This is a genomic window from Amycolatopsis sp. NPDC049159 (assembly GCF_040648295.1).
GTDB lineage: Bacteria > Actinomycetota > Actinomycetes > Mycobacteriales > Pseudonocardiaceae > Amycolatopsis > Amycolatopsis pretoriensis_A.
The window spans coordinates 1-11,471 of sequence record NZ_JBEZDL010000052.1; the positions used below are offsets into that span (position 1 = coordinate 1).

Below are 11,471 nucleotides of genomic sequence, written 5' to 3' on the forward strand. Positions count from 1 at the left end.
GGGTTCGGCACCACGACCGTCGGCACGTCCGACGGCTGCGCGTACGTCTTCGCCGGGAGCACGGCCTGGTCGTAGACCGGGTTGCCCGCCTGAACACTCCCGCCGAGCTCGACGTCACGCCGCTGCTGCCGAAGCTGAAGGCGGTCAACCCGGTCTACGACCAGGCCGTGCTCCCGGCGAAGACGTACGCGCAGCCGTCGGACGTGCCGACGGTCGTGGTGCCGAACCCGCTGCTGGTGCGCGAGGACTTCCCGGCGGGCAACGCGTGCGCGATCACGAAGCTGCTCTTCGACAAGCAGGCGGAGCTGGCGAAGGTGCACCCGGCGGCGAAGGAAATCACCAGGCAGCCGGCCACGCGGACCGATCCGGTCCCGCTGCACCCGGGCGCGAAGCAGGCCCTCGGCTAGGGTCGGGCCGGTGGATGCCGGTGAGTACCTCGAGGCGGCGGTCCGCGACGTCCTGACCGCGACCGAAGCCGGCGTCGACGACCGGATCGGCTACGCGGCTCTGCTGCTCGCGGTCACCGGCGCGCTCGACGAGGCCGACCGGCTGGTGGAGCAGTGGCTGGCCCGCACGGAACGGCCGGTGAGCGCGCTGGCGCCGGACCCTGTGCGCGCCCGCGCGTGGGCGATGCTGTCCGAGGCCCGGGGTGGGCGTCCGGCGTGGGCCGAGGGCCTGCCGCCGCTGGACCTCGACGCCGAAGAGCGCGCGCACGCGGTTTCGCTGCGCCGCGCGGTCTCCGACCTGGAAGGTGTGCTGCCGCCGGGCCCGATCGCGGAGGTGGTCAAGCAGGTGGCCCCGGCCCGCCCGGACCGCGTCCGCACGGCACTGGCCGACGGCGACCTCGCGCGGTGGGCGTCGCTGGCCGGGCCCCGCCCGGACGTGGCGACCCTCGCGGCGACGCGGGCCCTCGCCCCGGCGCTGGTGGCGGGCGCGGACCCGCTCGGGCTGCGCGACTGGGCCCCGGCGTGCGCGGGTGCGCTGGTCGCGGCCCTGCACGAGCGCTACCCGCCGGAGCTCGGCAGCTGGCCGGAGCTGATCGCGGAGATCGTGCGCCTGCGCGGGCACGGCGCGGGCTCGCTCCCGCGCGGCGGCGTCACGCCGGAACCGCGGCCCGGCCCGCTCCTGCGCGACCGGCCCGTTCTCCCTCCCCCGGCATCCGAGGCGGCGATCCGCTCGGCGGAGCTGCGCCTCGGCGTCGAACTCCCAGCCGACCACCGCGACTTCCTCCGCACCTGCGACGGCCTGCCCGCGGACGTGGTCTTCCCCCGCCTGCTCGGCACCGCGGACCTGCGCACCGAGAACGGCGTCGTGGTCCTGGCCGAACCGGCGGTCCTCCTGCTCTCGGCCGGGCACGTGGTCGAGGTCGACCCGGTCCTCGGCACCACCGTCCACGAGTCGTTCCGCGCGGCGCTGGTCCAGCACGCCACCCTGCTCGCCCAGGCCAGCTAGGTTGGGCCCGGTGACCACCCTCACCGCGGAGACGATCACCCCGGCCAACGTCGCCGCCGCGTGCCAGCTGGCCGTCGAGCCGCACCAGCGCGTCTTCGTCGCGCCGGTCGCCGTTTCGCTCGCCGAGGCCTACACCCAGCCCGAGGTCGCCTGGCCGCGGCTGATCCTCGACGACGGCGAACCGGTGGCGTTCGTGATGGGCGGCTTCGACCCGAACGCGGAACTCGACTTCTTCCGCTGCGGGATCTGGCGCCTCAACGTCGGGGCCGGCGTCCAGGGCCGCGGGTACGGCCGGTTCGGCGTCGAAACCGTGCTCGAGGAAGCCCGCCGGCGCGGCAACACCGCCGCCACGGTGCTGTGGATCCCGGCCGAGGGCGGCCCGGAGGACTTCTACCTCAAGCTGGGCTTCCGCCCGACCGGCCAGACCTTCAACGGCGAGGTCGTCGGCCGGATCGAGCTCTAGGAGTGGGGGTCCGCGCGGCCGGCCCGGTCCTGACCCGGGACAGCGCGGCTAGACCTGCCCGCGTTTCTTGCGCTCGGTGTACTCGCGCATCCGCTTCGGGTAGCCGACCCGCGCGACCTCGTAGACCGGGATGGACCGGCGGTGGCCGAACTGCTGGGCGGCCTCCAGGCTGCCGATCCGGCGCCGGGTCCACTCGCCGTCGTGGGCGATCAACACCACAGTGGTCTCCGTGACATTGGTCCGAGGCTCCACGTAGGCCTCCACGCCCTGCCTCGAGGCCACCCAATCCTCGAGGTGCCGGGTGTCTTCCGAGCTGGCTTTCCGCAGCGTGCCGGCCCGTTGCCCACCCTTGGCCCGCCTGCGCAGCGAGTCGAAGAGCCCCACTACGACCACCTCTCCTCCCGAGACTTGCACCACTCATTATCCCGATGTCCGCGTGTGGTCGGCGTCGCACACCCGGCTAGGTCGCAGCCCCGTCCGGCGTAGTGACAAGATGGCGGGTGTCGCGCGCGCGGTTATACCGCGCACGGGCGACGACAGAGCACCACCCCACTGCTTGCCGAGGAGTTATACAAGTGACCGACACCTCCGCCGACCTCGTGATCCTGGGAGGCGGATCGGGCGGCTACGCCGCGGCGTTCCGCGCGGCCGAGCTGGGCCTTTCCGTCACGTTGATCGAGAAGGACAAGCTGGGCGGGACGTGCCTCCACCGGGGCTGCATCCCGACCAAGGCCCTGCTGCACGCCGCCGAGGTCGCCGACGAAACCCGCGAAGCCGAGGCGGTCGGCGTCAAGGCCGTCTTCGAGGGCATCGACATCGCCGGGGTCAACAAGTACAAGGACGGGATCGTCTCCCGGCTGTACAAGGGCCTGCAGGGCCTGGCCAAGGCGCACAAGGTGAACCTCGTCGAGGGCAGCGGCACGTTCGTCGGCGGCACGACCGTCGAGGTGGACGGCACCCGCTACACCGGCAAGAACGTCATCCTCGCCACCGGCTCGTACTCGCGCACGCTGCCCGGCCTGGAGCTGGGCGGCCGCATCATCGCCAGCGAGCAGGCCCTGTCCCTCGACTACGTCCCCAAGAAGGTCGTGGTGCTGGGCGGCGGCGTCATCGGGGTCGAGTTCGCCAGCGTCTGGGCGTCCTTCGGCGTCGACGTCACCATCGTCGAGGCCCTGCCGCGGCTGGTCCCGAACGAGGACGAGTTCGCGTCCAAGCAGCTCGAGCGCGCGTTCCGCCGCCGCAAGATCGCCTTCAAGACGGGCGTGCGGTTCACCGGCGCGAAGCAGGACGACAACGGCGTGGCCGTTTCGCTGGAGTCCGGCGAGACCATCGAGGCCGACCTGCTGCTGGTCGCCGTCGGCCGCGGGCCGAACTCGGCCGGTCACGGCTACGAGGAGGCCGGCGTCAAGATCGAGCGCGGCTTCGTCCTCACCGACGACCGCCTGCGCACCAACCTGCCGAACGTCTACGCCGTCGGCGACATCGTCCCCGGCCTGCAGCTCGCCCACCGCGGCTTCCAGCAGGGCATCTTCGTCGCCGAGGAGATCGCCGGGCAGAACCCGCGCGTGATCGACGAGAGCGGCATCCCGCGGGTCACCTACTCCCACCCGGAGGTCGCGTCGGTCGGGCTGACCGAGTCCCAGGCCAAGGACAAGTACGGCGCCGACGTCACGACGTTCACCTACGACCTCGGCGGCAACGGCAAGAGCCAGATCCTCAAGACCTCCGGCGGGGTCAAGCTCGTCAAGGCCCCGGACGGCCCGGTCGTCGGCGTGCACATGGTGGGCGACCGCGTCGGCGAGCTGATCGGCGAAGCGCAGCTGATCTACAGCTGGGAGGCCTTCCCGGAGGACGTCGCACCCCTCATCCACGCCCACCCGACCCAGACCGAGGCCCTCGGTGAAGCGTTCCTCGCCCTCGCGGGGAAGCCGCTGCACGTGCACAGCTGACGTCCCACCAGCAGAATCCAGACCACGCAGAACTTGGAAGAGGAGTCAGCGAACGATGGCCTACTCCGTCACATTGCCGGAGCTCGGGGAGAGCGTCACCGAAGGCACCGTCACCCGGTGGCTTAAGCAGGAGGGCGACACCGTCGAGGTCGACGAGCCGTTGCTCGAGATCTCGACCGACAAGGTCGACACCGAGGTGCCCTCCCCGGTGGCGGGCACGGTCGTGAAGATCAGCGCCGCCGAAGACGAGACCGTCGAGGTCGGCGCCGAGCTCGCCGTCATCGACGACGGGTCCGGCGGCGTGCCCGAGTCTTCCTCCGCCCCGGCGCAGGAGGAGCAGAAGTCCGAGCCCGAACCGGAGCCCGAGCCCGAGCCGCAGGCCCAGGACAGCGCCCCGAGCAAGCCGGACACCGCGCCGGCCGCCGGCGGTGAAGGCACCGAGGTGAAGCTGCCCGAGCTGGGCGAGAGCGTCACCGAGGGCACCGTCACGCGCTGGCTGAAGGCGGTCGGCGACTCGGTCGAGGTCGACGAGCCGCTGCTCGAGATCTCCACCGACAAGGTCGACACCGAGGTCCCGTCCCCGGTGGCCGGCACGGTGCTGGAGATCCGCGCGGGCGAGGACGAGACCGTCGAGGTCGGCGGCGTCCTGGCCGTCATCGGTGACGCGAACGCGGCGCCGAAGGCCGAGGCCAAGCCCGAACCGAAGCCCGAGCCGAAGCCGGAACCCAAACCGGAGCCGAAGCCCGAGCCGGTCCAGGAGAGCAAGCCCGAGCCCAAGCCGGAACCGAAGCCCGAGCCGCAGGCCGCGCCCGCGGCGAAGGCGGCCGAGGCGGCTCCCGCCGCCGCGGCGAAGGACGGCTCGGCGGACGGCCCGTACGTCACGCCGCTGGTCCGCAAGCTGGCGACCGAGCACGGCATCGACCTCGCGTCGCTGACCGGCAGCGGTGTCGGCGGCCGGATCCGCAAGCAGGACGTCCTGGCCGCGGCCGAGGAGAAGCAGAAGGCGGCCGCTCCGGCGCCCGCCGCTGCCGCCCCGGCGGCCGCTGCCCCGTCGGCGCCGGCCGCGCGTCCCGCGGCCCCGGTGTCGCCGGAGCTCGCCGCGCTGCGCGGCACGGTCCAGAAGGCCAGCCGGATCCGCCAGATCACGGCCACCAAGACCCGCGAGTCGCTGCAGATCGCCGCGCAGCTCACGCAGGTCCAGGAGGTCGACGTCACGAAGATCGCCAAGCTGCGCCAGCGCGCGAAGGCGGCCTTCAAGGAGCGCGAGGGCGTCAACCTGACGTTCCTGCCGTTCTTCGCGAAGGCCACGGTCGAGGCGCTCAAGCAGCACCCGAACGTCAACGCGTCCTACAACGAGGACACGAAGGAGATCACCTACCACGGCGCCGTGCACCTGGGCATCGCGGTGGACACCGAGCGCGGCCTGCTCTCGGTCGTGATCCACGACGCGGGCGAGCTGAGCCTGGCCGGGCTCGCGCACCGGATCGCCGACCTGGCGGGCCGGGCGCGGTCGGGCCAGATCAAGCCGGACGAGCTGTCGGGCGGCACGTTCTCGATCACGAACATCGGCAGCGTCGGCGCGCTGTTCGACACGCCGATCATCGTGCAGCCGCAGTCGGGCATCCTCGGCACGGGCGCGGTCGTCAAGCGCCCGGTCGTGGTCGCCGACGCCGACGGCAACGACACGATCGCCGTCCGCTCGATGGCGTACCTGCCGCTGACCTACGACCACCGCCTGGTGGACGGGGCCGACGCGGGCCGCTTCCTGACGACGATCAAGCAGCGCCTGGAAGAGGGCAACTTCGAGGGCGAACTCGGCCTCTGAGTCACCGCTGACGAAGGCCGCCACGGACATTCCGTGGCGGCCTTCGCCGTGTCCGGGAGTGCGGTGGCGCAGCGGATGCGCAACGATCGGAGCATGCGAGTACTGATCGCCGGAGCGAGCGGCCTGATCGGGTCGGCGCTGGGCGAGCGCCTGCTGAGCGAAGGCCACGAGGTCCGCCGCCTGGTGCGGCGGGAAGCGCGCGGGAGCGGTGAATTCCGCTGGGACCCGCCGTCCGGCACCATCACCGGCGGCGCGTTCGAGGGCGTCGACGCCGTCGTCAACCTGGGCGGGAAGCCGCTGTTCCCCGGGCGGTGGAGCGCGATGCGCAAGCAGCAGCTCACCGACAGCCGCGTCGAGCCGACCGAGGTGCTCGCCGAAGCCGTGGCCGAACACGGGATCGGCGTGTTCGTCAACGCGTCCGCCGTCGGCTACTACGGCAATCCCGGATCGTCCACTGTGGACGAAACCGCGCCCCGCGGCGGCGGTTTCCTCGCCGAGCTCTGCGAAGCGTGGGAAGCGGCGACGTCGGGGGCCGGCGACGCGCGGGTGGTGACCATCCGGACCGGGCTGGTGCTCTCGGCGAAGGGCGGGCTGTACGGCACGCTGCGCCCGCTCTTCCAGCTCTGCCTGGGCGGGCGGCTCGGCGACGGCCGCCAGTACATGCCGTGGATCGCCCTCGAAGACGAAGTCGGCGCGATCGTCCACGTCCTGACCCACGACGTCTCGGGCCCGGTGAACCTGACCGGGCCGGCCCCGGTGACCAACGCCGAGTTCACCCGCGCGGTCGGCCGCGCGCTGCACCGCCCGGCGCCGTTCCGGGTGCCCGGCTTCGCGCTGAAGGCCGTGCTCGGCCAGGCCGGCGAGGAAATGGCGCTGTTCGGGCAGCGTGCCGTCCCGGCCGTGCTGGAGCGCTCCGGCTACGAGTTCCGGCACGCGACCCTGGACAGGGCGCTCGCCGCGGCATGAGCGTCCCGCTCAAGCGATGGCTCGTCATCGGCTTCGCGCTGGTGGCGGCCTTCGTCGTGCTCGGGCTCTCGGTGGCGCGGCACCCGCTGACCCTCGACGCCCAGGTCGCGAACGCCCTCCACGGCGTCTACACGCAGCCGCTCGGGCGGGTGGCGCAGATCGGCAGCGACGTCCTCGGCCCGGTGCTCCCGTTCGTCCTCGGCACGGCGCTGCTGGCGCTGGCGTTGCGGCAGCGGCGGCACACGGGGTTGTGCGTGCGGCTCGCCGTCGTCCTGGTGCTGTGCCGGCTGACCAGCGTCGTGTTCAAGCCGGTGTTCCTGCGCGAACGCCCGCGCGACTACCCGGACCTGAGCTACCCGAGCGGGCACGTGACGTCGGTGGCGAGCACCGGGTTCGTGCTCGTCCTGCTGTGCGCGTGGCTGTGGCCGCGGCTGGTCCGCCGGGTCCTGGTGGCGGCCGCCGTGGCCACCGTGCTGTGCGCCGCGTGCCGGGTCGTGCTGGGCGTGCACTGGGTGTCGGACACGATCGGCGCAGTGCTGGCGGTGACCGGTGTCGGCCTGCTCTCAGCGTGCGCCTTGCGGCTGCTTCCCCCGGGTGACGGGCGTAGCCTCGACGGGTGAGTTCTTCCCGCACCTCCTGCCGCGCCAGCACCGAACCCGTCGACGTCCGGGAGCTCGGCACGATCGACTACACCGAAGCCTGGGAGCTCCAGCGAAGCCGGCTCGCCGAGCGCGCCGACGGCACCGCGCCGGACACGATGTTCCTGCTGCAGCACCCTTCGGTGTACACCGCGGGCAAGCGCACGGAGCCGGCCGACCGCCCCACCGACGGCACCCCGGTGATCGACGTCGACCGCGGCGGCAAGATCACCTGGCACGGCCCCGGCCAGCTGGTCGGCTACCCGATCGTGAAGCTCGCCGACCCGATCGACGTCGTCCACTACGTGCGGCGGCTGGAAGAGGCCCTGATCCACGTGTGCGACCAGCTCGGCGTGGCCAGCGGCCGCGTGGAAGGCCGCAGCGGCGTCTGGATCCCGGCCGACGACCGCGGGATCGAGCGCAAGATCGCGGCGATCGGCATCCGCGTCCAGCGCGGCGTGACGATGCACGGCTTCGAGCTGAACTGCAACGCCGACCTGGCGGCGTTCGACAGCATCGTCCCCTGCGGCATCCGCGACGCGGGTGTGACGTCGCTGTCCTACGAGCTCCAGCGCGACGTCACGGTCGAGGCGGTGCTCCCCCTGGCCCGCGACGCCGTGCTGGCGGCGCTGGAAGGCGAGCTGCCGGTGAGCGAGGACCGCTGGCTCCCCCGCCCCGAGGCCCCGCAGGCCCCCGGCGTCACCTTCGCCCTGCAGAACTGACGAACGCCGTGAGGGGCACCACGGAGGTGCTCCTCACGGCGTTGCGCGTCAGTCCAGCTGTGGTGCGACCTCGGCCGCGATCAGCTCGATCTGGTCCAGGTCCCGCATGTCCAGCAGCTGCAGGTAGAGCCGGGTGACCCCGGTCTTCTCCCGCCACTGCCCGATCCGGTCGACGACCTCGGCGGGCGAGCCGGCCAGGCCGTTCGCGCGCAGCTCGGAGACGTCCCGCCCGATGGCCGACGCCCGGCGCGCGACCTCCTCCTCGGTCCGGCCGACGCCGATGACCAGCGCCACCGACCGCAGGATCTCCTTGGGGTCGCGGCCGATCTCCCGCGCCGCGTCCTCAACCCGGGCGAACTGCGCGGCCGCGGTTTCGGCGTCGGCGAAGGGCAGGTTGAACTCGTCGGCGAACCGCGCGGCCAGCGCCGGGGTGCGCTTCTTGCCGCCACCGCCGATGATCACCGGCGGGGCGGGCTGCTGCGCCGGCTTCGGGAGCGCGGGCGAGTCCGTCAGCGTGTAGTACTGCCCGGCGAAGGAGTAGGTCGAGCCCACCGGCGTCTTCCACAGGCCGGTGACGATCTCGAGCTGCTCGGCGTACCGGTCGAAGCGCTCCTTCAGCGGCGGCAGCGTCAGGCCGTACGCCTCGTGCTCGGCGTCGTACCAGCCGGAGCCGAGCCCGAACTCGACGCGTCCGCCGGACATCTGGTCGACCTGCGCGACCGCGATGGCGAGCGGCCCGGGGTACCGGAACGTCGCCGCGGTGACGAGCGTGCCGAGCCGGATCCGGTTCGTCTCGCGGGCCAGGCCGGCCAGGGTGATCCAGGCGTCGGTCGGACCGGGCAGGCCGTCGGCCGAGCCCATCCTCAGGTAGTGGTCGCTGCGGAAGAAAGCGTCGTAGCCGGCCGCTTCGGCGGCCTTCGCGGCCCGCAGCTGGTCGTCGTAGCTGGCCCCTTGCTGGGGCTCGGTGAAGATCCTCAAGTCCACGACGTCAGCCTAACGACGGGGAGACCTCTGCGCCGTCCTGCTCGGTCCGCCGCAGCCGGACCAGCATGCGGACGATCACGTCCTCGATCTCGGCCCCGACCCGCTTCGGGTCCGGCGAGCTGGCGATCTCGGTCGCCGCGCTGGACAGCGCACCGAAGAGCAGCCGCGCGGTGACCTCCACCGGCACCGGCTCGACCTCGCCCGCGTCGATCAGCGACTGCAGGCCCGAGCGGACCAGCCCGAAGCTGCACCGCTCCTCGGCCTCGCGCCAGCGTTCCCAGCCCATCACGACCGGCGCCTCGTGGATGGCGATCCGCTGGTAGGCGGGGTCGAGGCAGCTGCGGATGAACGCGTTGAGCCCGCCCAGCGCCCGCTCCCACGGCGAGCCCTCGCCGGTCATGATCTTGTCGAGCCGGTCGTAGACGAGGCTCTCGACCTGGTCGAACGCGGCTTCGAACAGCGCCTGCTTGCCGCTGAAGTGGTGGTACAGGGCTCCCTTGGTGACCCGGGCGCGTTTGGCGATCTCGTCGAGCGAGGTACCCGCGTAGCCGCGTTTGGTGAACAGTTCGACCGCGCTGTCGACCAGCGCCGACCGCGTCGACTCGGAGTAGTCGAGTCGTCTGGACCTCATTGTCGCCACCTTCACAACTTTACGCCCGGAGGATCTCTCCATACTCATGGTATGTTCGCCGGGTCAGGTCCGTACCGGGAGTATGCCGCAGACCCGCGGTATGACCCGGACCACGGAAGGGGAGCCACACCATGAGCTGGACAGACTTCTACCGGCGTCAGGAAATCCTCGAAGCCGCCGTCCGCCTGGCCGCCCGGAACCCGGGCGCGCCGCTGCCACTCGAGGAAGTACCGGGTGCCGAAGAGCACTTCGGCACCGAAGAGAACGTCCTCACCGCCCTGCAGTACCAGTGGACGCGCACGCTCGGCGGCCGGCTGCGCGCCGAAGTCGCCGACCCGGACGAAGCCGACGGCCTCGGCGACCACGTCGACGCCGTCACCCGCGCCTGGCGCACCGCCGTCGACGAGCACGCCGACCTGCGCGCGGTCCTCGACGGCGCCTACGAGCGGTACGCGTCGCTGCGCCGCATGCACGAGGGCGAGCTGCGGATGCTCGCCGTCACGGCCGGGCTGGCCGACCCGCGCGAGCCGGCCGAGGAGATCGTCAAGGTGGGCCACGCGCTCGAGGCGTTGCTGCGCACGAGCCGCGAGGAGCCGGCCCGGCGTCGCCCTGTGATGGGACACCTTCGCCGTCTGCTCGCGCCGAGTGCGTAACAATCCGGCCAGCGGCGCGCAGCGCCTCCGTTGAGGGCGGCGGCGGGGGCATGGATGGAGTAGAGAACACGCATGACATCGCGGTGGAGCGAAACCGACATCGCCGACCAGACCGGCCGGACCGTCGTGGTCACGGGGGCGAACTCCGGTCTCGGTCTGCGCACCGCCGAGGTGCTCGCGGGCAAGGGGGCCCGCGTGTTCCTCGCCTGCCGTTCGCCCGAACGCGGCGCGAAGGCACTCGAACGAGTCCGCGCGGCCGCCGCGGGCGCCGAACCCGAGCTCATCCCACTGGACCTGAGCGAGCTCGCTTCGGTGCGCGCGGCCGCCGCCGCGGTCCGTGAACGAACCGGCGACGCGCTCGACGTCCTGGTCGCCAACGCCGGCGTGATGGCGACCGCCCGCGGCCGCACCGCCGACGGCTTCGAGCTGCAGTTCGGCACGAACCACCTCGGCCACGCGGCGCTGACGTGGCTGCTGCTGCCCGCCCTGCGCGGCGGCACGCACGCCCGCGTCGTGACGCTGTCGAGCCTCGCCGCGACCGGCGCCCGCATCGACCTCGAAGACCCCAACGGCGAGCACCGCCGCTACAACCCGGCGACCGCGTACGGGCAGTCGAAGCTCTCCAACCAGGTGTTCGCCCTGGAGCTCGACCGCCGCCTGCGCAAGTCCGGCGACGACGTCCTCAGCGTCGCCGCCCACCCGGGCTACACGGCGACCGGCCTCGGCAGCGGCATGGCCCGCTCGTACTCCAACGCCGTGGTCCGCGGCGTCATCGCGGGCGGCCACCGCATCGGCGAGGCCCTGTTCGCCCAGAACGTCCGCCAGGGCGCCCTCCCCCAGCTGTACGCGGCCACGGCGGACGGCGTCGAAGGCGGCGACTACATCGCCCCGGGCGGCCTCGGCGGCATGCGCGGGCACCCGGTCAAAGTACGTCCCCTGACCCCGGCGCTGAGCGAGTCGCTGGGGGCCGCGTTGTGGGACGTCACGGCGGAGCTGACCGGCGTCACCCCCGACCCCGCTTAGCCCGGACGGGCGTACGGTTGGAGGCGTGAGTGCTGCGCCTGAAGGCCGGAAGCTGCTGCGTCTCGAGGTACGCAACAGTGAGACGCCGATCGAGAAGAAGCCGCCGTGGATCAAGACGCGGGTGCGGATGGGGCCGGAGTTCACCGAACTCAAGGGCCTGGTGCG

At 72.5% G+C, this 11,471-nt stretch carries 13 protein-coding genes and 1 pseudogene; 11 read left to right on the forward strand and 3 right to left on the reverse strand.

The features are described 5' to 3' along the window. From AB0B33_RS46490 to AB0B33_RS46500, 3 genes are all read left to right on the forward strand, one after another. A partial coding sequence (locus AB0B33_RS46490; protein WP_360784559.1) for a TAXI family TRAP transporter solute-binding subunit occupies positions 1-407 on the forward strand: 407 nt, incomplete at its 5' end. A 10-nt stretch (positions 408-417) separates the two neighbouring features. Then, positions 418-1,452 (forward strand): SMI1/KNR4 family protein, encoded by a 1,035-nt coding sequence (locus AB0B33_RS46495; protein WP_360784562.1) that lies wholly within the window; start codon positions 418-420, stop codon positions 1,450-1,452. A 10-nt stretch (positions 1,453-1,462) separates the two neighbouring features. After that, positions 1,463-1,915: a GNAT family N-acetyltransferase gene (locus AB0B33_RS46500; RefSeq protein ID WP_247012602.1), complete on the forward strand. Its 453-nt coding sequence runs from the start codon at positions 1,463-1,465 to the stop codon at positions 1,913-1,915. A 48-nt stretch (positions 1,916-1,963) separates the two neighbouring features. On the opposite strand, the gene AB0B33_RS46505 is transcribed toward AB0B33_RS46500, so the two are convergent. Next, positions 1,964-2,308, reverse strand: a complete 345-nt coding sequence (locus tag AB0B33_RS46505) for an oxidoreductase (protein ID WP_247012604.1) — start codon at positions 2,306-2,308, stop codon at positions 1,964-1,966. Between the two features lie 182 nt (positions 2,309-2,490). Between AB0B33_RS46505 and lpdA the strand changes: the two genes are divergently transcribed. The 5 genes from lpdA to lipB all read left to right on the forward strand — a co-directional run bounded on the left by lpdA (position 2,491) and on the right by lipB (position 8,015). Further along, positions 2,491-3,864: a dihydrolipoyl dehydrogenase gene (lpdA, locus tag AB0B33_RS46510; protein ID WP_247012606.1), complete on the forward strand. Its 1,374-nt coding sequence runs from the start codon at positions 2,491-2,493 to the stop codon at positions 3,862-3,864. A gap of 55 nt (positions 3,865-3,919) precedes the next feature. Continuing rightward, positions 3,920-5,689, forward strand: coding sequence for a 2-oxoglutarate dehydrogenase, E2 component, dihydrolipoamide succinyltransferase (sucB, locus tag AB0B33_RS46515; protein ID WP_360784567.1), 1,770 nt, complete (start codon positions 3,920-3,922; stop codon positions 5,687-5,689). Between the two features lie 93 nt (positions 5,690-5,782). Continuing rightward, the gene (locus AB0B33_RS46520) at positions 5,783-6,655 is read left to right on the forward strand and encodes a TIGR01777 family oxidoreductase (RefSeq protein ID WP_360784570.1); all 873 of its coding nucleotides are present in this window, start codon (positions 5,783-5,785) and stop codon (positions 6,653-6,655) included. Beyond that, positions 6,652-7,275, forward strand: coding sequence for a phosphatase PAP2 family protein (locus AB0B33_RS46525; RefSeq protein WP_360784573.1), 624 nt, complete (start codon positions 6,652-6,654; stop codon positions 7,273-7,275). The genes AB0B33_RS46520 and AB0B33_RS46525 overlap by 4 nt, the downstream gene beginning before the upstream one ends. Beyond that, positions 7,272-8,015, forward strand: a complete 744-nt coding sequence (lipB, locus tag AB0B33_RS46530; protein WP_360784576.1) for a lipoyl(octanoyl) transferase LipB — start codon at positions 7,272-7,274, stop codon at positions 8,013-8,015. The genes AB0B33_RS46525 and lipB overlap by 4 nt, the downstream gene beginning before the upstream one ends. A 48-nt stretch (positions 8,016-8,063) precedes the next feature. On the opposite strand, the gene AB0B33_RS46535 is transcribed toward lipB, so the two are convergent. Then, on the reverse strand, positions 8,064-8,999 hold the full coding sequence (locus AB0B33_RS46535) for an LLM class F420-dependent oxidoreductase (protein WP_247012616.1): 936 nt from the start codon (positions 8,997-8,999) through the stop codon (positions 8,064-8,066). Between the two features lie 4 nt (positions 9,000-9,003). Next, complete coding sequence (locus AB0B33_RS46540) at positions 9,004-9,630, reverse strand: TetR/AcrR family transcriptional regulator (RefSeq protein WP_247012618.1); 627 nt, start codon at positions 9,628-9,630, stop codon at positions 9,004-9,006. A gap of 131 nt (positions 9,631-9,761) precedes the next feature. On the opposite strand from AB0B33_RS46540, the gene AB0B33_RS46545 reads away from it, so the two are divergent. The 3 genes and pseudogenes from AB0B33_RS46545 to AB0B33_RS46555 all read left to right on the forward strand — a co-directional run. Next, a complete protein-coding gene (locus AB0B33_RS46545) occupies positions 9,762-10,283 on the forward strand; it encodes a hypothetical protein (RefSeq protein WP_360784580.1) in 522 nt (173 codons plus the stop codon). A gap of 72 nt (positions 10,284-10,355) precedes the next feature. After that, positions 10,356-11,306 (forward strand): oxidoreductase, encoded by a 951-nt coding sequence (locus AB0B33_RS46550; protein ID WP_360784583.1) that lies wholly within the window; start codon positions 10,356-10,358, stop codon positions 11,304-11,306. Between the two features lie 25 nt (positions 11,307-11,331). Beyond that, a pseudogene (locus AB0B33_RS46555) lies at positions 11,332-11,471 on the forward strand (lipoyl synthase); the annotation flags it as partial.

Coding starts and splice junctions, on each gene's coding strand:
- sucB (WP_360784567.1), top strand. CDS start 3,920: ATGGCCTACTCCGTCACATTGCCGGAGCTCGGGGAGAGCGTCACCGAA.
- AB0B33_RS46520 (WP_360784570.1), top strand. CDS start 5,783: ATGCGAGTACTGATCGCCGGAGCGAGCGGCCTGATCGGGTCGGCGCTG.
- AB0B33_RS46525 (WP_360784573.1), top strand. CDS start 6,652: ATGAGCGTCCCGCTCAAGCGATGGCTCGTCATCGGCTTCGCGCTGGTG.
- AB0B33_RS46540 (WP_247012618.1), bottom strand. CDS start 9,630: ATGAGGTCCAGACGACTCGACTACTCCGAGTCGACGCGGTCGGCGCTG.
- AB0B33_RS46545 (WP_360784580.1), top strand. CDS start 9,762: ATGAGCTGGACAGACTTCTACCGGCGTCAGGAAATCCTCGAAGCCGCC.
- AB0B33_RS46550 (WP_360784583.1), top strand. CDS start 10,356: ATGACATCGCGGTGGAGCGAAACCGACATCGCCGACCAGACCGGCCGG.